We start from the raw sequence: 20,251 nt of genomic DNA on the forward strand, positions 1-20,251 counted from the left end.
AAACGCCATTCCCGGAACGGCGAGCTGCTTGTATCCTGAGGGGCAAGGATAACATTCTTTGTGGCGAAGACGAGGGCAAGCGGATGCTCACCCCCCCATTTTTTAGGCAACTTCGCTTGATTGTGATCGGTCACGCGGTGCGACAGACGAAATCAATCGAGCCAGGCGGGTACGGAATCGAGAGCGATCAGCTCTTCATAGGTGCCGCGCGGGCGGATGACGTGGAACTTGTCACCCTTCACCAGCACTTCCGGCACCAGCAGGCGCGAATTATACGTGCCGGCCTGCACCGCGCCATAGGCGCCGGCGGAGCTGACGGCGATGAGATCGCCCGGCTGCGGTGCGGCCATCTCGCGGTCCAGCGCCAGATAGTCACCCGTCTCGCAGACGGGACCGACGATATCGGCCTTGATGCGAGGGGCATCCAGCGCAGGCTGCACCACCGGGCGAATGCCGTGATAGGCTTCGTAAAGCGTGGGGCGGATGAGATCGTTCATCGCGCCGTCGACGATCACGAAGGTCTTTTCGCCGCCATCCTTCACATAGATCACTTCCGTCACCAGAATGCCGGCATTGCCGACAATCAGGCGTCCAGGTTCGGTGATGATCTTGCAGTTGAGGCTCTTCAGTTCATTCTTGACGATATGCGCATAGGCATCCGGCAGCGGCGGCGGGTTGTTGTCGTCGCGGTAGGGAATGCCGAGACCGCCGCCGATGTCGACATGGCTGATCGTGTGTCCGTCGGTGCGCAGCGCCTCGACCAGTTCGCGCAGCAGCCGGAAGGCATCCTCGAAAGGCTGCAATTCGGTGATCTGGCTGCCGATATGCATGTCGATGCCGGTGACTTCGATGCCGGGCAGGGTGGCGGCATGGGCATAGACTGCACGCGCCCGCTCATAGGAAATGCCGAATTTGTTTTCTTTCTTGCCGGTGGAGATCTTGGCATGGGTGCGCGCATCCACGTCAGGATTGATGCGGAAGGAGACATGCGCCCTTTTGCCGGCCTTGACGGCGCGCAGGTTGAGGACTTCCAGCTCCGGCTCGGATTCGATGTTGAAGCAGTAGATGCCGGCTTCCAGCGCGTAATCCATTTCCGCCACGGTCTTGCCGACGCCGGAAAACATGATGCGGCTTGCCGGCACGCCGGCTGCAAGCGCGCGGCGCAATTCGCCACCGGAGACGACGTCGATGCCCGCGCCGAGCTTCGCCAGCGTCTTCAGCACCGCCTGATTGGAATTGGCCTTCATGGCGTAACAGACCATGGCGTCCACATCGGCAAAAGCGCCTGAGAACACCTTGTAGTGGCGCTCCAGCGTCGCGGTCGAATAGACGTAGAAGGGCGTGCCCACCGCCTTGGCGATCTCAGGCACGGGCACGTTTTCGGCGTGCAGCACGCCGTCGATATAGCCAAAATGGTTCACGGGCTTTTATCCGTCAGAGAAGCTTGTCGAGGATGAAAGGACGTTCCGCCGTTGCCGGTTTCGTTTCCGTTCCGTCGGCATTGCGTTTGTTGCGCATTTCGACCGGCGTGCTCGGCGGATCAATATCGCCCTTTCGCCCGCAGGCGCTGAGAGCAAGGCTGACGGCGAGCGTCATGCCGATGGGAACGATGAGTTTGCGCGCGGTTTTTGAAAGCATGAGCCTGTCCAAAGGAAATATGTGCCTCTCTGATAACGAAAAACAGGGCGCTTGTGCACCCTGTTTCTTGTGATCGCAGCGTAACGCAGATTTATCAGTTGCGTCCACGCCACCAGGCGATCTGCTTTCGCACTTCCGAAGGGGCCGTGCCGCCGAAACTGGTGCGGCTGGCAACCGATGCTTCAACCGAAAGAACGTCGAAAACGCCGCTGGTAATGGCCGGATGGATCGCCTGCAGGTCTTCCAGCGAAAGATCGGCCAGATCGCAGCCCTTCTTTTCGGCCAGAGCCACGGCATTGCCGGTCACATGATGGGCATCGCGGAAGGGCAGACCCGCTTCGCGCACCAGCCAGTCGGCGAGATCGGTGGCGGTGGAATATCCCGAACCGGCGGCCGCACGCATGCGGTCCTTGCGCACTTCAAGGTCGCGGATCATGCCGGTCATGGCGGCAATCGCCAGTTCCAGGCTTTCGGCAGCGTCGAAAACCTGTTCCTTGTCTTCCTGCATGTCCTTGGAATAGGCGAGCGGCAGGCCCTTCATGACCGTCAGAAGTGCCACCAGCGAGCCGTTGATACGGCCGGTCTTGGCGCGCACCAGTTCGGCAGCATCCGGGTTCTTCTTCTGCGGCATGATCGACGAGCCGGTGGAAAAAGCGTCCGACAGGCGGATGAAGCCGAATTGCGGCGTCGACCAGATAACGATTTCTTCGGCGAGACGCGACAGATGCGTGGCGCAGATCGAGGCGATCGACAGGAACTCCAGCGCGAAATCGCGGTCGGACACGGTGTCGATGGAATTGCGGGTCGGCTCGCGGAAGCCGAGCGCCTTCGCCGTCATGTGGCGGTCAATGGGGTAGCCGGTGCCGGCAAGAGCGGCAGCACCGATCGGGCTTTCATCCAGATGCTCGATGGCGTGGCGCACGCGGGCGCGGTCACGGCCGAACATTTCCACATAGGCCATGCAATGATGGCCGAAGGTGACGGGCTGGGCTGTCTGCAGATGGGTGAAACCGGGCATGACCGTATCGGCATTTTCTTCGGCGCGATCGAGGAAGGCGGCGATGAGCGCGGTCAGCATGCCCTCGGTCTTCTGCAATTCTTCCTTGACCCACAGGCGGAAATCGAGCGCCACCTGATCATTGCGCGAGCGGGCGGTGTGCAGGCGGCCGGCCGCCGTGCCGATGAGCGTTGCGAGCCGCGCTTCGATGTTCATATGAATATCTTCGAGCTTGCGCGAAAACTCGAAGCTGCCGGTTTCGATCTCTGACAGGATCGTGTTCAGGCCATCGGTGATCTTGTCTTTATCTTCCGGCGAAATAATGCCTTTAGATGCCAGCATGGCGGCATGCGCCATAGAGCCGCGGATGTCCTGGGCGTAAAGCTTCTTGTCGAAGCCGATGGAGGCATTTATCTCTTCCATGATGGCTGAGGGGCCGGAAGCGAAACGTCCGCCCCACATCTGGTTGGAGGATTTCTGATCTGTGCCGTCAGCCATGTTAAGTGCCCTGGAGTATTCGATGACAGAAAAAAGGCCGTTCAGGCTTCCTTCCGCCAAATTGGTTGCAATTGCTGCCGTGGCCGGTGTGCTCGCCGGTGCTGGCGCGGTCTGGTTCAGGCATATTGGGTCTGAGAGCCCGGTTCAAGGGGCAGCGGTGGCCGAGGGCGGTTTATGTGAAGGTGCGGCAAACCGCATCGCTTCGCTGAAGCCGTTTCTGAAAGGGCAGGTGGCGGCCATGTCGGCGGCGGACAAGCCGCGCGTCATCCCGTTGTCCTTCAAGGGACCGGAGGCTAAGGACATGACGCTTGCCGACCTCAAGGGCAAGGCGGTCCTTCTCAACCTCTGGGCCACATGGTGCGTGCCCTGCCGGGAAGAGATGCCGGCTCTGAACGCGCTGGAGAAGGAAAAGGGCGGCGAGAATTTTGAGGTCGTTGCCGTCAATATCGATGTCGGCGCGGATGAAAAACCGAAAGCCTTCATGGATGAATATAAGATCGACGCTCTGAAGCACTACCGCGACAGTTCCATGGGCGTCTTCAACGTTTTGAAAAAGGAAGGCCTCGCTTTTGGCCTGCCGGCCACCCTGCTGCTGGATGAAAACGGCTGCCTGCTCGCGGCCATGAATGGTCCGGCCGCGTGGGATAGCGAGGATGCCAAGGCGCTGGTGACCGCCGCGACGGGAAAATGATGCCGGTGGCTGGATCCATGAGTTGAGAGCCGCAACCGCCCTCAAGACAGGCCTGTCCAACAGGCCTGTCCAGGATGGGCCGGTGCAGACAAGCCGGCACCCGCCCCGTATAATGATCCTGCTTCCGCCATGGAATAGGTGCCGACATGGAGTTGCTTATCCCCCGGCTTGGTCTTGCCCTCGCCATCGGCCTGCTCGTCGGCCTTGAGCGCGGCTGGCGGGAGCGTGATGCACCAGCGGGCAGCCGCACCGCCGGGATCAGGACCTATGGCATTGCCGGCCTGCTCGGTGGCATCTTCGGCGTTTTGGCCGATGAGCAGGGCAATGCCTTCGCCTTTGCGGCGGGTTTTCTGGGATTCGCATTCAATTTTTTGTGGTTCAAGCTGCGTGAGGCGCGCCATGACAATGATTTCAGTGTCACCGGCGTGGTTGCGGCGCTCTGCGTCTTTGCCCTCGGCGGGCTTGCGGTAACGGAGCAATATCAGGCGGCGGCGGCTGGTGGCGCGGCCCTTGCGGCATTGCTTGCGGGCAGGGAAGTTCTCCACCGTCTGCTGAAACGGCTGACATGGATCGAGCTTCGCTCCGCGCTGGTGCTTGCAGTGATGACCGCCGTCGGCCTGTCGATCCTTCCAAACCGGACAATCGATCCGTGGGGCGGTTTCAACCCCTGGGAAATATGGCTGTTCACCGTGCTCAGCGCCACGATTTCCTATTGCGGCTATATTGCCGTGCGGTTGCTCGGCTCAACCCGCGGCCTGCTGGTGACCGGGCTGGCGGGTGCTCTGGTTTCATCAACCGCCGTAACCGCCAGCTTCGGGCAGAAGGCGAAAAGCGGTGAAAACGTCTGGCCTCTTGCCGGTGTGGCGGCGCTGGCCGCGGCTGTATCGCTGCTTCGGGTTCTCGCTATCGTCCTCGCCCTCTCGCTGACGACGTTTTCCCTCATCGCACCGGCAACGCTGACCGCTGCACTGGTTCTCGGATTGAGCGGCGCCGGCCTCATAAGGCTGCAGGACACGCAGCCCGGACAGGAAATCGACGCAAAAAATCCGTTCGACTTGGTGCCCCTTGCCATCTTCGCCGCGCTCTTTGCTGCAACGCGAACGCTGAATGCCGTTCTTCTCGTCTGGATCGGCACGGGTGGTTTCATCGCCCTCACGGCTTTGTCGGCCATATTCGATGCCGATGTCGCCGTTCTCAGTGCGTTGCGAGCCAACGCGCAGAATCTTTCGCCTGATATCGTGGCGAGCGCAATTCTCGCCGCTCTCGCCGCCAACGCGGTAGGCCGCGTATTCGTCGCTGCCGTTTCCGGAACGCTCGTTTATTGCGGGTTGCTCACGGCCGCATCCGTCCTCGCCGCCGGCGCTGGCGCGGTCACTTATCTGCTGATTGCCTGAGAGTTCAGCCGAAGGCAGAGACGATATTGGTCCGGGCTCAGCGCGTGGGGACCGGCGTCTCGCCGCGATAGTCGTAGAATCCGCGGCCTGATTTGCGGCCGAGCCAGCCGGCCTCGACATATTTGACCAGCAGTGGGCAGGGGCGGTATTTGCTGTCGGAGAGACCGTCATGCAGTACCTGCATGATCGACAAACAGGTGTCGAGACCGATGAAATCGGCAAGCTGCAGCGGTCCCATCGGGTGGTTGGCACCGAGGCGCATGGCGGTGTCGATGGCTTCCACCGAGCCGACGCCTTCATAGAGCGTGTAGATCGCCTCGTTGATCATCGGCAGCAGGATGCGGTTGACGATGAAGGCTGGGAAATCCTCGGCGACGGTGATCGCCTTTTCCAGCGTCCGCACATAATCCTTGGCCGCGTCGAAAGTCTTTTCATTGGTGGCAATGCCACGCACCAGTTCCACCAGCTTCATGACCGGCACCGGATTCATGAAGTGGATGCCCATGAACTGCTCGGGCCGATCGGTGGCGGATGCAAGGCGAGTGATGGAGAGCGAAGACGTATTGGTGGCGAGCAGCGCTTCGGGCTTCAGGACCGGGCAGACCTGCGCATAAATCTTGCGCTTGATCTCTTCATTTTCCGTCGCGGCCTCAATGACGAGATCCATGGCTGCCAGATCATTGATATCAGTCGATCCGCTGATCAGCGCCAGCGCCTGCTTGCGGGCGTCGTCCGAAAGCTTGCCGTTGGTGACCTGGCGGGCGAGATTGCCGTTGATCGTGGCGAGACCGGCCTCGATGCCTTCCTTGGAAAGATCGTAGATATGGACCCTGTAACCGGCGATGGCGGAGACATGTGCAATGCCGCATCCCATCTGACCGGCTCCGATGACACCGATGTTTTTAAAGGGGGCGGTCATAGGTTGGTCTCCTCTCAGGGATTTTGTCTGCGTTATTGCCGGCGATGTTACGCATATCGCCGAAAAAGAGAAGGCGGCGCGTTTAAAAAACGCGCCGCCTCCAATTTATGCTTAAATTACAGCGATTTTTCGAGTTCCGGCAAGGCTTCGAACAGATCGGCGACGAGGCCGTAATCCGCAACCTGGAAGATCGGCGCTTCTTCATCCTTGTTGATGGCGACGATAACCTTCGAGTCCTTCATGCCGGCCAGATGCTGGATGGCGCCCGAAATGCCGGCGGCGATGTAAAGCTGCGGGGCAACCACCTTGCCGGTCTGGCCCACCTGCCAGTCGTTCGGCGCATAACCGGCATCGACGGCTGCGCGCGATGCGCCAACGGCTGCACCGAGCTTGTCGGCGACGGGAAGGATGACTTCCTTGAACTTCTCGGAAGAACCAAGCGCGCGGCCGCCCGAGATGATGATCTTCGCAGAGGTCAGTTCCGGACGGTCGGACGATGCCAGGGCATCGGAAACGAAGCTGGAAAGGCCGGGGTTTGCGGCCGCGCCGATGGTTTCGACCGCTGCCGAACCGCCTTCTGCCGCTGCCGCAAAGGCGGTCGGACGCACGGTGATGACCTTCTTGGCGTCGGTTGCCTGCACCGTCTGGATGGCGTTTCCGGCATAGATCGGGCGCTTGAAGGTATCAGGGCTGACGACCTCGATGATTTCCGAGACCTGGGCAACGTCGAGAAGGGCCGCAACGCGCGGCGTCACGTTCTTGGCGGATGCCGTCGCCGGGGCGATGATGACGTCATAGGAGGGGCTGAGCGAAACAACCAGCGCCGCCAGCGGCTCGGCGAGCGCGTTGGCATAGGATGCGTCTTCGGCGAGCAGCACCTTGGTCACACCGGAGAGTTTCGCGGCAGCGTCGGCAGCGCCCTTGGCATTGGCGCCGGCAACCAGCACATGGACGTCGCCGCCAATCTGCGCTGCCGCCGTCAGCGTCTTCGCCGTCAGGTCGGAAAGGGTTGCGTTGTCGTGTTCTGCCAGAAGAAGAATGGCCATAAGAATATCTCCCTTTTCCGAAACCTTAGAGGACGCCGTCGGCTTTAAGCTTTTCGACCAGCTCGGCAACCGAGCCAACCTTGATGCCGGCCTTGCGGCCCGCAGGTTCTTCGGTCTTCAGCACCTTCAGGCGCGGCGAAACATCGACGCCGAAATCGGCCGGAGCCTTCTTGTCGAGCGGCTTCTTTTTCGCCTTCATGATGTTCGGCAGCGAGGCGTAACGCGGCTCGTTCAGGCGCAGGTCGGTGGTGACGACGGCGGGAAGTTTCAGCTCGATCGTCTGCAAACCGCCATCGACTTCGCGGGTGACCGCGACCTTGCCATCTGATGGTACGACCTTGGAGGCAAACGTGCCCTGGCCCCAGCCGAGAAGGGCGGCCAGCATCTGGCCGGTCTGGTTGCTGTCGTCGTCGATCGCCTGCTTGCCGACGATGACGAGACCGGGCTGTTCAGCCTCAGCGACACCCTTCAGCAGCTTGGCGACGGCGAGCGGCTCAACCGTTTCGTCGGTCTCGATGAGGATGGCGCGGTCGGCGCCCATGGCGAGCGCGGTGCGCAGCGTTTCTTCCGCCTTGGCCGGGCCGATGGAGACGACCACGACTTCTTCGGCCTTGCCGGCTTCCTTCAGGCGAAGGGCCTCTTCCACCGAGATTTCGTCGAACGGGTTCATCGACATCTTCACATTGGCAAGCTCAACGCCAGAACCATCCGATTTCACGCGGATCTTCACGTTGTAATCGACGACTCGTTTAACGGGGACAAGGATTTTCATCGGCGGCTTTCCTCAAACTCCTGTCCGCTTTGGCCAGTTGACCGCGCGGACCTCCAAAAACAGGTTGGCGACATGGATAAGCATTTTTCCCGCAAATACAACGGAGCAATCTTCATTATCACATGCACGTAAGGCATATCTTACGTTGACGTTAACGTAAATACTCTATCTCTCACGCAGGGTCTCATCTACCCCCGTCATAGCCCCGTTCGATTTGCGACAACCCTGCCGTTTGCGACGTATTCTTGAACTGCGCCGCCCTCGGCGCAACAATGGTGCGGTCAAACAGGGGCACGCCTCGCCTGCGCATGAAAACCACCAGGATCGCACCTGCAATTATGCCGCCGACATGGGCACCCCAGGAGACGTTTTCCTCGAGCCCCAGCGCCAGCATCAGGAACTGCTGGCCAATCCACAGAGCCAGCGGAATGAAGGCGGGCAGGGGAAGCGGAATGCGCATGAGAACCAGCACCCAGACGCGCACCCTGGGATGCAGCAGGAAATAGGCCGCGACCACGCCGGAAACCGCACCCGAAGCGCCGATCAGCGGTCCTTCCGACGTGGGTGAGACGACGCCGTGAAACAGCGCGCCGACAATGGCGCAGGCAAGATAGAAGATCAGGAAACGGAAATGGCCAAGCGCGTCCTCGACATTGTCGCCGAAGACCCAGAGAAACAGCATGTTGCCGGCCAGATGCCAGAAATCGAGATGCAGGAATGCGTAAGTGACAACGGTCAGATCGTCGGGCACCACCTGCAGGGCCGGTTCCAGATAAGCATAATCGAACACGACGGCCGGAATGAAGCCAAGGCCGAGCGCTGCGGCATTGGCCTCGGTATCGCTGGCAAGCACGCCGGTAAACAGCCAGACCAGCACATTGACCACAATCAGGCCGATGGTGACATATTGCAGCCGGATATGTTTGAGGGAGTTCGCATCGTGCAGCGGTATGAACATGGAACGTCCTTCATTTGCGCAAGTGATGCGATCTAGCGGTTCTTGCCCGGAACCCACAATATGTCGGCCTTGCCGGCATCATTGGCGAAACGGGCCGCGACGAACAGGAAATCGGACAGGCGGTTGGCATATTTCAACGCCGCCGAGCTGACGATCTCATTCTCGGAAACGGAAAGCTCTACCATCAGCCTCTCCGCCCGGCGGCAGACGGTGCGCGCCAAGTGCAGATTGGCCGCTGCCGCGCTGCCGCCCGGCAGCACGAAAGAGGTCAGCGGTTCGAGGGCGGCGTTGAGTTCGTCGATTTCATTTTCCAGCCGGGTGACCTGGCTTTCAACGATGCGCAGCGGTTCATAAGAAAGCGGTTCGCCATTATCAGGCGTGGCGAGATCGGCGCCGAGATCGAACAGATCGTTCTGAATGCGAAAGAGCATGGCATCCAGCCGTTCCAGCCCGCCCGTATGCAGTCGCGCGACGCCGATGGCCGAATTGGTCTCGTCCACCGTGCCATAGGCCTCGACGCGAAGATCGTGCTTCAGCCGGCGCGGGCCGGAAACCAGCGCGGTCGTTCCTTTGTCGCCGGTGCGGGTGTAGATCTTGTTCAGTTTCACCATGTCAGCGGCCACCGCCGGTGAGCCAGAGGGTGAGCATGATCAGCACGATGGCGATGGCCTGCAAGAGAAGGCGAAGCTGCATCAGCTTGTTGGACCGGTTGGCATCCTGCCCCTTCAGCATGTTGAAGAGGCCGCGTATCAGCACGATGACGACGAGGCCCATGACGATAAGGGCCAGAACGGTGGTGAAGCCGGACATGCGGTATTACTCCTCCTCAATCGAATCTGCGCAGCAGACGATAGAAAAGTCCGGCAGGCAAGAGCCGTTTCAGGATAAGCCCCTGTTTGGCTGGCACCGTGACGGGATAATGCGGCTTCGGTTTTGCCGCCGTCAGGGCGTGTTTCAGCACGGCATAAACCGCATCGGGACCAAGCTTGTGACGGTTGACGGGACCGGAGCCATCCATGCGCGCCAGCTGGCGTTTATATTCCGCCGCATGGGCCGAATTTTCGAGATCGATATGCTCGTTGATATGGGCAAGCGCCGTCGCGGTGAATTTCGAGGTGATGGGACCGGGTTCGATCAGGCTCACATGGATGCCGCTGCCCTGAAGCTCCATGCGCAAGGTGACGCCCAGCCCCTCAAGCGCGAATTTCGAAGCGGTGTAAGCGCCGCGATAACGATAGGGCACGAGGCCGAGAATGGAAGAGCAATGCACGATGCGGCCCGCGCCCCGGGCGCGCATGAAGGGAATGACCCGCCGTGTCAGATCGTGCCAGCCGAAGACATTGGTTTCGAACTGGGCTCTCAGCGCTTCGACAGGCAGGTCCTCCACCGCGCCCGGCTGGCCATAGGCGCCGTTGTTGAAAAGCGCATCGATGCGGCCGCCGGTTCGGGCGGCGACGGTATCCACCAGCGCGGCGATGGTTTCGGGCTTGGTGTAATCCATGATCAGGGTTTCGATGCCCTGATTTTCAAGCGCGGCCATGTCGGCGATACGGCGCACGGTGGCGAAAACCCGCCAGCCGTCCCGGTGGAGCGCGCCGGCGCAATAAGCGCCGATGCCCGAGGAACATCCGGTGATGATGATGACGGGCTTTTCAGACATCTGCCGCTCCGGGAAACCGACTATCGCTCTGGCCTGTTTGACCGGCCCATGGAAAACGCATTGCGCAAAATCCTTCTCAGTGACGGAACCGAAAGCCGGGCTTGCGCGCTGTACAAAGCGAAGCTGATTTCCCATATTCGGGACGAAGTTACAAATGAAATGCCGATGAATGGAGGTGACATGGTTGCCGCAGTGCGCCTGGCAGGCAAGGTTGCCTTCGATGCCTATTCCCATTTCGCCGAGGATGACGGCTGGGCGATGGCGAGCCATATGGCGCTTTCCATCCTGCTGGCGCTGTTCCCCTTTCTGATCTTCGGTACGGCGCTTGCCGGTTTTCTCGGCGCTGACCAGTTTTCCGAAACGGCGGTGCATCTGATTTTCGACACCTGGCCTGAGGCGATTGCCGGGCCGCTGGCGGCGCAGGTGCAGCAGGTGCTGACCATTCCGCGCGGCGGGCTGCTGACGATTTCGGTGCTAGCCGCCGCCTATTTTGCCTCCAATGGCGTCGAGGCGCTCCGAATTTCGCTCAACCGCGCCTATCGTGTCACCGAAACGCGATGGTGGTATGTGACCCGCCTGCTCAGCCTGCTTTATGTGCTGATCGCCGTGGTCGTCTTTGCCGGCATCAGCATCGTGCTTGTTGCCGTGCCGGTTGCCACCTCTTTTGCCGAGCAGCGGTTCCCGTGGCTGACGGATGTGCTGAACACCATCTCCAGCCTTGGTCTTTACGGCACCATCGTGGTTCTGACGGCGGGGCTGGTGGCCGCGCATCTTTGGCTGCCCGCCGGCAAACGCCGTATCTGGGATGTCTGGCCGGGCATTCTCTTGACGATGATCTTCTGGGTCATCGGCGCCGCGATCTTCGCCTATTATCTCTCCACCTTCGCCAATTATGCCGCCACCTATGCCGGTCTTGCCTCCGTCATGGTGGTTCTGGTGTTTCTTTATATGGTCGGCGTCATCTTCATGCTCGGTGCGGAGGTCAATGCCGCGCTGATGAAATACAAGGTGCGGCAGATCATCCGCCGCAATATCGGCGGCAGCGGCGCGCGCCGGGAGCGGGCGCTAGAAGAGACCGACAAGCCGGCGGATATCTGAGGGCGTCGCCCCTTCCGCCCGCAGGGCAGAAAGGCCGGTGCTGCCTTCGCTTTTCGAAAGCTTGCGGCCGTCTCCACCCAAAATAAGCCGGTGATGGTGATAGGCGGGCTGCGGCAGGTCCAGCAGGTGTTGCAGCAGCCGGTGGATGGCGGTTGCGTGGAAGAGATCCATGCCGCGCACCACATGGGTGATGCCCTGCAGCGCATCGTCAACCACAACGGAGAGATGATAGCTCGAAGGCGCGTCGGAACGCGACAGCACCACATCGCCCCAGAGCGCGGGAAGGGCCTCGATCTGCGCGGTCCCGCCGTCGCCGCTCTCCTGCCAGAACAGGGGGATGCCGACGGCGCGCATCGCCTTTTCCATGTCGAGCCGCCAGGCATACGGCCGGCCGGAGGCCAAAAGCGCATCCCGCTCCGCCTTTGGCCTCTCCCGGTCTATGGTCGGGTAAAGCGGCGCGTCATCAGGATCGCGTGGCCAGAGCCTTCCCTCCGCCTCAAAAGTACGAACGATGGCCTTTGTTTCCCCACGGCTGAGAAAAGCCGGATAGGCGAGGTCCGCGTCGATCAGTATGTCCAGCGCCGCGCGATACTCATCGAAATGTTCCGATTGCCGCCGCACCGGTTCTTCCCAGTAAAGTCCCAGCCAGCCGAGATCATCATAGATCGCCTGCTCCAGCTCCGGCGTGCAGCGCGTCTGGTCGATATCCTCGATGCGCAGCAGAAAGCGGCCGCCATTGTCACGTGCCATGTCATGGTTCAGGAAGGCGGAAAGCGCGTGGCCGAGATGCAGCAGGCCGTTGGGGCTTGGCGCAAAACGGTAAACCGGTTTTTGACGGAGAGGCGAAGGCATGGTTTCTTCTGCCATGTTTTAAAGCGCCCCACCAGCCGGCTGGCGGCATATGGAATGACGGATATGAAAATCATCACCGGGATGGATGACATCAGCGAAGGGCTGGAGCATCTCGCTCACCTCGATCCTGTTCTCAGCCCCGTCATAGAAAAAGCCGGTCCTTTGGAGCTGCGCATTCACGAACCCGGCTTTGCCGGCCTTGCCCATATCGTCGTGTCGCAGATGGTGTCGCGCGCCAGCGCCAATGCCATATGGGCGCGTATCCTTGCCGGCACCGGCGGCCTGGTCACGGCGGAAAATTATCTCGGTGCATCGGAGGCGTTGCGCGCCAGCTTCGGCCTTTCCCGGGCCAAGGCGACGACGCTGGAAGGGCTGGCGCGCGCCGTCACGGACGGGCAGATCGACCTTGACGGCGTGATACGCAAGGAGGCGGGTGCGGCGTTCTCCGAGCTGGTAGCGCTTCGTGGCATCGGCCCGTGGACGGCGGAAGTCTACCTGATGTTTTGCGGCGGGCATCCGGATATTTTTCCGGTCGGCGATGTGGCGCTGAGATCGGCGGTGGCCCACGCGCTTGCCCTGGAGGTGAGGCCGGAAGCGAAATGGCTGGCGGAACGCGCGGCACTCTGGTCGCCATGGCGCTCCGTCGCCGCGCGGCTTTTCTGGGGCTATTATGCCAACATCATGCGGCGCGCCATGGTGCCTTTGCCCTGATATTCTTGCAGCACTAGAAGTCGGCGATCCTGTAGGGCAGCGCGCCGCGCGACAGATGATCGAAATGCAGCTTGCGTTTCAGCGGCGGCACGGCGCGTTGCACGCAATCCACCCTTTCGCAGACCCGACAGGAAATGCCGATCGGCTTGAAGGATGCCGCATTGCCGAGATCGAGCGTATCGGCATAAACGAAATTCTGCGCATGGGAAATTTCGCAGCCAAGCGCGATGGCGTAACGTGGTCTTTCCGTATCGAAACCCGCGCCAGCTTTCTCGATTTGCGTGGCGATGGAAAGATAGCGCACGCCGTCAGGCGTTTCCGCCAGCTGCCGCACGATCCTGTCGGAGCTTTCGAAAGCCTGATGGATATTCCAAAGCGGACAGGCCGCCCCGAAACGGGCAAATTGCAGCCGCGTGGCGCTGTGGCGTTTGGTAATGTTGCCGGCGCGGTCGATCTTGGCGAAAAAGATCGGCACGCCCTTCATGCCCGGGCGCTGCAAGGTGCTCAGCCGGTGGGCCACCTGCTCAAGGCTCGCGCCGAAGCGCACGGCGAGAAGCTCCAGATCGTGGCGCAGTTCCTGAGCCGCCCGATGAAATCGGCCATAGGGCAGGATGAGGGCTGCGGCGAAATAATTATGCAGTCCGATACGGCAGATTTCCGCCGCTTCCACATTGCGGAATCCGGCACCGGCCAGCACCCTGTCCACCGTCGCGCCGGCGTGAAGCTGGGCGATCTGCAGCGCCAGCTGAAAGCAGCGGGTCGGCGCGGCCATGTAGGAGCTGAGAGCGAGCGTTTTGCCGGCGGGGTCGAAATGCCGGATCAACCCGCCTGCCGCCTCCGTTCTTGTGATATGGATGCCGTAACGGTTGCGCAGATGCGCTGCCAGAATGCCGTAGGTCTCGCCGCCTTCTATCTCCAGTTCTTCCGCCAGCTCTTCGGCCAGAAGGTCGATCTCGGCGACGTAATTGTCGACGAAGTGGAAGAAATCGCGCACCTCCTCATAGGGGGTTCTTTCCACCTGCGCGGTTCCGCGGCCCAGCCGGTCATCCAGCTGCACCAGCTGCTCGCTGTTCTGGCGATAGGCCTGATGGGCGCGCAGCAGCGCATGGGCAAAACCCGGCGCGTTCTGGGCGATCAGTTTCAGTTCCTGAAGGCCCGGTTCGTAGTTCATGAAGAGCGGATCTTTCAGCGCCTCACGCACGGCGGAAACCAGCCGGTCGCTTTCGCCCGTCGCCAGTTCCGCCATGTCGAGCTGGAATTTTTCCACCAGCGTCACCAGAACGCTGGCCGAAACCGGGCGTTGATTGTTCTCGATCTGGTTCAGGTAGCTCGCGGAGATGCCCAGCCGCTCGGCAAATTGCGCCTGCGTGGCGCGGGCGTTTTCGCGAAGGCCGCGCACCTTACGGCCGATGAAGAGTTTTTCCGTCGCCATATTGCAACTTTGCAAAATTAAATATTGCAAATATTTATGGCACGCATACGCGCACGATCAAGGCTTCTGGCAGACTATTTTCTGGGTTATGGATCGTAATGACAACGCATGGAGGAAACATGCCCGGCATTCTGGAGCAATTGGAAACGCGGCGGGAAGAGGCGCGGCTCGGCGGCGGCGTCAAGCGCATTGAGGCGCAGCACGCCAAAGGCAAGCTGACGGCGCGCGAGCGTATCGACGTGCTCTTGGATGAAGGTTCCTTCGAAGAATACGACATGTACGTCACCCACCGGGCGGTGGATTTCGGCATGGCGGGCCAGAAGATTGCAGGTGACGGCGTCGTCACCGGCTGGGGCACCATCAATGGCCGGCAGGTCTATGTTTTCTCGCAGGATTTCACCGTGCTCGGCGGTTCGCTGTCGGAAACCCATGCGCAGAAGATCTGCAAGATCATGGATATGGCGGTGCGCAATGGTGCGCCGGTGATCGGGCTGAACGATTCCGGCGGTGCGCGTATCCAGGAGGGCGTGGCCTCGCTCGGCGGTTATGCCGATGTGTTCAAGCGCAATGTCGTCGCCTCCGGCGTCGTGCCGCAGATATCGGTCATCATGGGGCCTTGTGCGGGCGGTGCGGTCTATTCGCCGGCCATGACCGATTTCATCTTCATGGTGCGCGATACCTCCTACATGTTCGTGACCGGGCCGGATGTGGTGAAGACCGTGACGAACGAGATCGTCACAGCGGAAGAGCTTGGCGGTGCCTCCACCCATACGAGAAAATCCTCCGTCGCTGACGGTGCTTATGAAAACGACATCGAGACGCTGGAACATGTGCGGCTGCTGTTCGATTTCCTGCCGCTCAACAATCGCGAAAAACCGCCTGTCCGGCCGTTTCATGACGATCCGGCGCGGCTGGAAGCACGTCTCGATACGCTGATCCCCGACAGCTCCAACAAACCCTACGACATGAAGGAACTGATCCACGCGCTGGCCGATGAGGGAGACTTCTTCGAACTGCAGGAAGCCTTTGCCCGCAACATTATCACCGGCTTCATCCGCCTCGAAGGCCAGACGGTGGGGGTTGTCGCCAACCAGCCGATGGTGCTGGCCGGCTGCCTCGATATCGACGCCTCGCGCAAGGCCGCCCGTTTCGTGCGCTTCTGCGATGCCTTCAACATTCCGCTGCTGACGCTGGTGGATGTGCCGGGTTTCCTGCCGGGAACGGCGCAGGAATATGGCGGCGTCATCAAGCACGGGGCTAAACTTCTCTTCGCCTATTCGGAAGCGACGGTGCCGATGGTGACGCTGATCACCCGCAAGGCCTATGGCGGCGCTTATGACGTGATGGCATCCAAACATATCGGCGCGGATGTGAACTACGCCTGGCCGACGGCGGAAATCGCCGTGATGGGAGCAAAAGGAGCGGCCGAAATCCTCTATCGTTCCGAGCTTGCCGATCCCGAGAAGATCGCCGCGCGCACGAAAGAATATGAGGAGCGTTTCGCCAATCCCTTCGTGGCGGCGGAACGCGGTTTCATCGATGAGGTCATCATGCCGCATTCCTCACGCCGCCGCATCGCCCGCGCCTTCGCGTCGCTGCGCAACAAGAGCGTCGAAACCCGCTGGAAGAAACACGACACCATTCCGCTCTGATTTGCTGCAGGGCTGGAAAAATGCTTCGGCCACCTTACTATATGGATGTTCAGGCGCCCGGATTTCCGGATGTCCTCCCGAAACGCACAAGGACAGTTTTTCATGGCCGAAAATTCCTCCGCAGATAATTTCCCCGCCGGATATGAAGTGCCCAAGGTCTGGACCTGGGATAAGGGCAATGGCGGCCAGTTCGCCAATATCAACCGTCCGATCGCCGGTCCCACCCATGAGAAGAAACTGCCCGTCGGCAAGCACCCGCTGCAGCTTTATTCGCTGGCGACGCCGAACGGCCAGAAGGTCACCATCATGCTGGAAGAATTGCTGGCTGCCGGCCACAAGGGCGCAGATTATGATGCGTGGCTGATCAAGATCGGCGAAGGCGACCAGTTCGGTTCCGGTTTCGTCGGCGTCAATCCGAATTCCAAGATCCCGGCGCTGATGGATCATTCGACCCCTGAGCCGACGCGTGTTTTCGAAAGCGGCTCCATTCTCGTTTATCTCGCGGAAAAATTCGGCGCCTTCCTGCCGAAGGAGGGCAATGCCCGCACGCAGGCGCTGAACTGGCTGTTCTGGCAGATGGGCTCCGCCCCCTTCCTCGGCGGCGGTTTCGGCCATTTTTACGCCTATGCGCCGGTGAAGATCAAATATGCGATCGACCGTTACGCCATGGAGGTCAAACGCCAGCTCGACGTGCTGGACCGGCACCTCGCCGACAACCGTTATCTCGCCGGTTCGGAATATACGATCGCCGATATGGCCGTCTGGCCGTGGTATGGCAAGATCGCGCTCGGTCAGGCCTATGGCGATGCCGGTGCGTTCCTTGAAACGGACAGCTATAAGAACGTCATGCGCTGGACGCTCGAAATCGGCGAGCGCCCGGCGGTCAAGCGCGGTGTGATCGTCAACAAAACCTCGGGCGATCCGTCCGAACAATTGCATGAACGCCACGATGCCTCCGACTTCGAAACGAAGACTGAGGACAGGATCGGCAAGGCATAAAGAAAAGATTAGAGCGCTAAAAGCGCTCTAACTATTTGAATTGACGCATTTCCGGACGTAAAAGCGATTCCGCTTTTACTGGAAATGTTCTGGAAGGACTAAAGATGGCGAACCTGCCCGAAATGACCAAACACAAGGGATTTCCCTCCGGCATGCCGAGCACGGGCGTCCAGTTCACCATCCGTCGCGCCAACCCCAAAGGGGTAACACCGATCAAGATGATACCCCGCCGGGCGCGCAACGACACCAAGGAGCATCGCATCGATGCCGCCTTCCTGCACTCGCTCTGGCACCATTTCGGCGCCGAGCCCTTTGAGCGCGGCAATCTCGACGCCGCCCGCCTCAACCTGCTTTTCGGCCGTGAGGTCATACCTGCGGAAAAGAATTTCGATCCGCTTTCCTATCAGGCGATGCTGGTCATCGATGAGCGCGTTGCCCGGCAGAATTTCCCGGAATCATTCGAGAATTTTTTCGAGATCTGAGGGCAGGCGACGGCATTTTTCCTGAGGGGGAGGAGGAACATGATTGTCGACGTACTCCATATGGACCTGCAATGGCTGCGACGCTGGGTGAGGCAACGTCGCGGCGGTAACGCGGGCAGAGCATCGGGCAGTCGTGATCCAAAGCCAAAGATGACGCCGGAAGCTGCCCGGCTCGATCACCGGCAGATGCTGCGTTTCATGGCGTTCAATGCGGCGGTCGGCGTGCTGATCGGCGTCTGCGTCGGTGCAGCGCTGATTTTTCTCGACATTGGCGGTTTGGGCGCGCGCATCGGCCGCGCCGCAAATCCGGTTGTGCCGGTATTGCTGGTGGTCGTGCCCATCGCGTCCCTGTTCGGCGCGGCGGCCACCGCCTCGGCGATCCTGATGATGCCCTATGAAAAGAAATTCCGCGACGATGATGACGATGCGAGGGGAGAATAACCGCATGATCAAGAAAATCCTCATCGCCAATCGTGGCGAGATCGCCTGCCGTGTGATCAAGACCGCGAAGAAGATGGGCATCGCCACCGTTGCGGTCTATTCGGATGCGGATGCCAATGCGCTGCATGTGAGACAAGCGGATGAAGCCGTTCATATCGGCCCGGCTCCTTCGTCGCAGTCCTATATCGTCATCGACAGGATTCTCGAGGCGATCGCGAAGACCGGGGCAGATGCTGTCCATCCCGGTTACGGCTTCCTGTCGGAAAATGCTGCCTTCGCCGAGGCTCTGGAAAAGGCGGGTGTCGCCTTCATCGGCCCGCCTGTTGGCGCCATCAAGGCCATGGGCGACAAGATCACCTCGAAGAAACTGGCCGCAAAAGCGGGCGTTTCCACCGTTCCCGGCCATATGGGGCTGATCGAGGATGCGGATGAGGCGGTAAGGATCGCCTCCCAGATCGGTTATCCGGTCATGATCAAGGCGTCCGCCGGCGGCGGCGGCAAGGGCATGCGCATCGCCTTCAACGATACCGAGGCGCGCGAGGGGTTTCAGTCCTCGAAAAACGAGGCGAAATCCTCCTTTGGTGACGACCGCATCTTCATCGAGAAATTCGTCACTCAGCCGCGCCACATCGAAATTCAGGTGCTGGGCGACAAGCACGGCAACATCCTCTATCTCGGTGAGCGCGAATGCTCGATCCAGCGCCGCAACCAGAAGGTCATCGAGGAAGCGCCGTCGCCCTTTCTGGATGAAGCGACCCGCAAGGCCATGGGCGAACAGGCCGTGGCGCTGGCAAGGGCGGTCGGTTACCATTCGGCCGGCACGGTGGAATTCATCGTCGATGGCGAGAGGAATTTCTATTTTCTGGAAATGAACACCCGCCTGCAGGTGGAACATCCGGTGACGGAGCTTGTTACCGGCATCGATCTGGTCGAGCAGATGATCCGTGTGGCATCAGGTGAAAAGCTTTCCTTCGCACAGGCGGATGTGAAACTGAACGGCTGGGCGATTGAAAGCCGGCTTTATGCCGAAGACCCCTATCGCAACTTCCTGCCTTCCATTGGCCGGCTGACGCGCTATCGACCACCGCGGAAAGGTGCGCAGGAGAACGGAACGGTCATCCGCAACGATACCGGCGTCTTCGAAGGCGGCGAAATCTCGATGTATTACGATCCGATGATCGCCAAGCTGTGCAGCTGGGGCCAGGATCGCGAAACGGCCATCGACGCCATGGGGCAGGCGCTGGACCGTTTCGAGGTGGAGGGCATCGGCCACAACCTGCCCTTCCTGTCGGCCGTCATGCAGCATGAGCGGTTCCGGGCCGGAAGGCTCACGACGGGCTTTATCGCGGAAGAATTTCCGGAAGGGTTTTCCGGCGTCGAGCCGGATGAAGCCGCGGCGCGCAAGCTTTTCACCATCGCCGCCATCATCAACCAGCGCGTACAGAACCGCGCGGTCGAAATTTCCGGCACTATCGGTAATCACCGCCGCATCGTCGGCCATGACTGGGTGGTTTCATTTGGCGCATTGCACCAAAGGGTCAGCGTTGAAACCGGTCCGGATGGCACGGTGGTCCGCTTTGAGGACGGGGCGGCTTTGGCCATCGATACCGGCTGGCTTCCGGGCCAGAGTCTGGGTCTGTTCACGGTGGCGGGCGAAGTTATCGCCGCCAAGGTTGATCTTGCCGGCGCGGCGGTTCGCCTGCGCTGGGGCGGCATGGATATTCTCGCCCGTGTGCGCAGCCCGCGCGTGGCGGAGCTGGCGCTGCTGATGCCGGAAAAACTGCCGCCGGATACATCGAAACTGCTGCTCTGCCCCATGCCTGGTGTCATCACCGGTATTTCGGTGGGCGAAGGCGACGAGGTGGAGGCCGGGCAGGCGCTGGCGACGGTGGAGGCCATGAAGATGGAAAACATCCTGCGCGCGGAAAAACGCGGTCGCGTTGCCAGGGTGGCGGCAAAACCGGGCGACAGCCTCGCGGTGGACGAAGTCATTCTCGAATTCGAGTGATAG

General features: G+C 60.6%; 21 protein-coding genes. 9 read left to right on the top strand and 12 right to left on the bottom strand.

Going from position 1 to position 20,251, the window contains the following annotated elements:
• Window positions 1-152 precede the first annotated feature (152 nt).
• From lysA to argH, 3 genes are all read right to left on the bottom strand, one after another.
• The gene (lysA, locus tag DA915_RS20920) at window positions 153-1,421 is read right to left on the bottom strand and encodes a diaminopimelate decarboxylase (RefSeq protein WP_107677198.1); all 1,269 of its coding nucleotides are present in this window, start codon (window positions 1,419-1,421) and stop codon (window positions 153-155) included.
• 13 nt (window positions 1,422-1,434) lie between these two features.
• Complete coding sequence (locus tag DA915_RS20925) at window positions 1,435-1,638, bottom strand: lipoprotein (protein WP_020809890.1); 204 nt, start codon at window positions 1,636-1,638, stop codon at window positions 1,435-1,437.
• Between the two features lie 94 nt (window positions 1,639-1,732).
• Window positions 1,733-3,133: an argininosuccinate lyase gene (gene argH / locus DA915_RS20930; protein ID WP_087745924.1), complete on the bottom strand. Its 1,401-nt coding sequence runs from the start codon at window positions 3,131-3,133 to the stop codon at window positions 1,733-1,735.
• A gap of 22 nt (window positions 3,134-3,155) precedes the next feature.
• On the opposite strand from argH, the gene DA915_RS20935 reads away from it, so the two are divergent.
• Both DA915_RS20935 and DA915_RS20940 read left to right on the top strand, forming a co-directional pair.
• Window positions 3,156-3,824 (top strand): TlpA disulfide reductase family protein, encoded by a 669-nt coding sequence (locus tag DA915_RS20935; protein ID WP_003509934.1) that lies wholly within the window; start codon window positions 3,156-3,158, stop codon window positions 3,822-3,824.
• Window positions 3,825-3,970: 146 nt separating this feature from the next.
• Window positions 3,971-5,218 carry an MgtC/SapB family protein gene (locus DA915_RS20940; RefSeq protein ID WP_107677200.1) on the top strand — a complete coding sequence of 416 codons (1,248 nt, stop codon included), beginning with the start codon at window positions 3,971-3,973 and terminating at the stop codon, window positions 5,216-5,218.
• 37 nt (window positions 5,219-5,255) lie between these two features.
• Here the strand turns inward: DA915_RS20940 and DA915_RS20945 are convergent, their stop codons facing one another.
• From DA915_RS20945 to DA915_RS20975, 7 genes are all read right to left on the bottom strand, one after another.
• The gene (locus DA915_RS20945; protein WP_003509938.1) at window positions 5,256-6,137 is read right to left on the bottom strand and encodes a 3-hydroxybutyryl-CoA dehydrogenase; all 882 of its coding nucleotides are present in this window, start codon (window positions 6,135-6,137) and stop codon (window positions 5,256-5,258) included.
• Between the two features lie 116 nt (window positions 6,138-6,253).
• Window positions 6,254-7,183 carry an electron transfer flavoprotein subunit alpha/FixB family protein gene (locus DA915_RS20950; protein ID WP_107677201.1) on the bottom strand — a complete coding sequence of 310 codons (930 nt, stop codon included), beginning with the start codon at window positions 7,181-7,183 and terminating at the stop codon, window positions 6,254-6,256.
• Window positions 7,184-7,208: 25 nt separating this feature from the next.
• Window positions 7,209-7,955: an electron transfer flavoprotein subunit beta/FixA family protein gene (locus tag DA915_RS20955; protein ID WP_080864778.1), complete on the bottom strand. Its 747-nt coding sequence runs from the start codon at window positions 7,953-7,955 to the stop codon at window positions 7,209-7,211.
• Window positions 7,956-8,139: 184 nt separating this feature from the next.
• Window positions 8,140-8,913: a rhomboid family intramembrane serine protease gene (locus DA915_RS20960; protein WP_060724952.1), complete on the bottom strand. Its 774-nt coding sequence runs from the start codon at window positions 8,911-8,913 to the stop codon at window positions 8,140-8,142.
• Window positions 8,914-8,945: 32 nt separating this feature from the next.
• A complete protein-coding gene (locus DA915_RS20965) occupies window positions 8,946-9,524 on the bottom strand; it encodes a cob(I)yrinic acid a,c-diamide adenosyltransferase (RefSeq protein ID WP_107677202.1) in 579 nt (192 codons plus the stop codon).
• Between the two features lies 1 nt (window position 9,525).
• A complete protein-coding gene (locus DA915_RS20970; RefSeq protein WP_003497428.1) occupies window positions 9,526-9,723 on the bottom strand; it encodes a twin transmembrane helix small protein in 198 nt (65 codons plus the stop codon).
• A gap of 16 nt (window positions 9,724-9,739) precedes the next feature.
• Window positions 9,740-10,573, bottom strand: coding sequence for an SDR family oxidoreductase (locus DA915_RS20975; RefSeq protein WP_003509588.1), 834 nt, complete (start codon window positions 10,571-10,573; stop codon window positions 9,740-9,742).
• A 180-nt stretch (window positions 10,574-10,753) separates the two neighbouring features.
• Here DA915_RS20975 and DA915_RS20980 point away from each other — a divergent pair, with 180 nt between their 5' ends.
• A complete protein-coding gene (locus DA915_RS20980) occupies window positions 10,754-11,671 on the top strand; it encodes a YihY/virulence factor BrkB family protein (RefSeq protein WP_031234460.1) in 918 nt (305 codons plus the stop codon).
• Here the strand turns inward: DA915_RS20980 and gluQRS are convergent.
• A complete protein-coding gene (gene gluQRS / locus DA915_RS20985; RefSeq protein ID WP_107677203.1) occupies window positions 11,639-12,538 on the bottom strand; it encodes a tRNA glutamyl-Q(34) synthetase GluQRS in 900 nt (299 codons plus the stop codon). The genes DA915_RS20980 and gluQRS overlap by 33 nt on opposite strands.
• A gap of 39 nt (window positions 12,539-12,577) precedes the next feature.
• On the opposite strand from gluQRS, the gene DA915_RS20990 reads away from it, so the two are divergent.
• A complete protein-coding gene (locus DA915_RS20990; RefSeq protein ID WP_192886624.1) occupies window positions 12,578-13,234 on the top strand; it encodes a DNA-3-methyladenine glycosylase in 657 nt (218 codons plus the stop codon).
• Window positions 13,235-13,247: 13 nt separating this feature from the next.
• Here the strand turns inward: DA915_RS20990 and DA915_RS20995 are convergent, their stop codons facing one another.
• Window positions 13,248-14,666: a short-chain fatty acyl-CoA regulator family protein gene (locus DA915_RS20995; protein WP_107677204.1), complete on the bottom strand. Its 1,419-nt coding sequence runs from the start codon at window positions 14,664-14,666 to the stop codon at window positions 13,248-13,250.
• Between the two features lie 119 nt (window positions 14,667-14,785).
• On the opposite strand from DA915_RS20995, the gene DA915_RS21000 reads away from it, so the two are divergent.
• From DA915_RS21000 to DA915_RS21020, 5 genes are all read left to right on the top strand, one after another.
• The gene (locus DA915_RS21000; protein WP_080864779.1) at window positions 14,786-16,318 is read left to right on the top strand and encodes an acyl-CoA carboxylase subunit beta; all 1,533 of its coding nucleotides are present in this window, start codon (window positions 14,786-14,788) and stop codon (window positions 16,316-16,318) included.
• A gap of 102 nt (window positions 16,319-16,420) precedes the next feature.
• Window positions 16,421-17,317 (top strand): glutathione-dependent disulfide-bond oxidoreductase, encoded by an 897-nt coding sequence (yghU, locus tag DA915_RS21005; RefSeq protein WP_107677236.1) that lies wholly within the window; start codon window positions 16,421-16,423, stop codon window positions 17,315-17,317.
• Window positions 17,318-17,421: 104 nt separating this feature from the next.
• Window positions 17,422-17,799, top strand: coding sequence for a hypothetical protein (locus DA915_RS21010; protein WP_003509581.1), 378 nt, complete (start codon window positions 17,422-17,424; stop codon window positions 17,797-17,799).
• Window positions 17,800-17,838: 39 nt separating this feature from the next.
• A complete protein-coding gene (locus DA915_RS21015; protein ID WP_107677205.1) occupies window positions 17,839-18,240 on the top strand; it encodes a hypothetical protein in 402 nt (133 codons plus the stop codon).
• A gap of 4 nt (window positions 18,241-18,244) precedes the next feature.
• Window positions 18,245-20,248 carry an acetyl/propionyl/methylcrotonyl-CoA carboxylase subunit alpha gene (locus tag DA915_RS21020; protein WP_107677206.1) on the top strand — a complete coding sequence of 668 codons (2,004 nt, stop codon included), beginning with the start codon at window positions 18,245-18,247 and terminating at the stop codon, window positions 20,246-20,248.
• Window positions 20,249-20,251 lie beyond the last annotated feature (3 nt).

It is taken from the genome of Agrobacterium sp. LAD9, assembly GCF_003031125.1.
GTDB classification, from domain to species: Bacteria; Pseudomonadota; Alphaproteobacteria; order Rhizobiales; family Rhizobiaceae; genus Agrobacterium; species Agrobacterium radiobacter.

Bases quoted from the DNA above. Each gene is read 5' to 3' on its own strand.
- DA915_RS20950 (WP_107677201.1), bottom strand. From the start codon at position 7,183: ATGGCCATTCTTCTTCTGGCAGAACACGACAACGCAACCCTTTCCGAC.
- DA915_RS20940 (WP_107677200.1), top strand. From the start codon at position 3,971: ATGGAGTTGCTTATCCCCCGGCTTGGTCTTGCCCTCGCCATCGGCCTG.
- DA915_RS20995 (WP_107677204.1), bottom strand. From the start codon at position 14,666: ATGGCGACGGAAAAACTCTTCATCGGCCGTAAGGTGCGCGGCCTTCGC.
- DA915_RS20975 (WP_003509588.1), bottom strand. From the start codon at position 10,573: ATGTCTGAAAAGCCCGTCATCATCATCACCGGATGTTCCTCGGGCATC.
- DA915_RS20970 (WP_003497428.1), bottom strand. From the start codon at position 9,723: ATGTCCGGCTTCACCACCGTTCTGGCCCTTATCGTCATGGGCCTCGTC.
- DA915_RS20955 (WP_080864778.1), bottom strand. From the start codon at position 7,955: ATGAAAATCCTTGTCCCCGTTAAACGAGTCGTCGATTACAACGTGAAG.
- DA915_RS21020 (WP_107677206.1), top strand. From the start codon at position 18,245: ATGATCAAGAAAATCCTCATCGCCAATCGTGGCGAGATCGCCTGCCGT.
- DA915_RS21000 (WP_080864779.1), top strand. From the start codon at position 14,786: ATGCCCGGCATTCTGGAGCAATTGGAAACGCGGCGGGAAGAGGCGCGG.
- argH (WP_087745924.1), bottom strand. From the start codon at position 3,133: ATGGCTGACGGCACAGATCAGAAATCCTCCAACCAGATGTGGGGCGGA.
- yghU (WP_107677236.1), top strand. From the start codon at position 16,421: ATGGCCGAAAATTCCTCCGCAGATAATTTCCCCGCCGGATATGAAGTG.
- DA915_RS20965 (WP_107677202.1), bottom strand. From the start codon at position 9,524: ATGGTGAAACTGAACAAGATCTACACCCGCACCGGCGACAAAGGAACG.
- gluQRS (WP_107677203.1), bottom strand. From the start codon at position 12,538: ATGGCAGAAGAAACCATGCCTTCGCCTCTCCGTCAAAAACCGGTTTAC.
- DA915_RS20935 (WP_003509934.1), top strand. From the start codon at position 3,156: ATGACAGAAAAAAGGCCGTTCAGGCTTCCTTCCGCCAAATTGGTTGCA.
- DA915_RS20945 (WP_003509938.1), bottom strand. From the start codon at position 6,137: ATGACCGCCCCCTTTAAAAACATCGGTGTCATCGGAGCCGGTCAGATG.
- DA915_RS20980 (WP_031234460.1), top strand. From the start codon at position 10,754: ATGGTTGCCGCAGTGCGCCTGGCAGGCAAGGTTGCCTTCGATGCCTAT.
- DA915_RS20925 (WP_020809890.1), bottom strand. From the start codon at position 1,638: ATGCTTTCAAAAACCGCGCGCAAACTCATCGTTCCCATCGGCATGACG.
- DA915_RS21015 (WP_107677205.1), top strand. From the start codon at position 17,839: ATGATTGTCGACGTACTCCATATGGACCTGCAATGGCTGCGACGCTGG.
- DA915_RS21010 (WP_003509581.1), top strand. From the start codon at position 17,422: ATGGCGAACCTGCCCGAAATGACCAAACACAAGGGATTTCCCTCCGGC.
- DA915_RS20990 (WP_192886624.1), top strand. From the start codon at position 12,578: ATGACGGATATGAAAATCATCACCGGGATGGATGACATCAGCGAAGGG.
- DA915_RS20960 (WP_060724952.1), bottom strand. From the start codon at position 8,913: ATGTTCATACCGCTGCACGATGCGAACTCCCTCAAACATATCCGGCTG.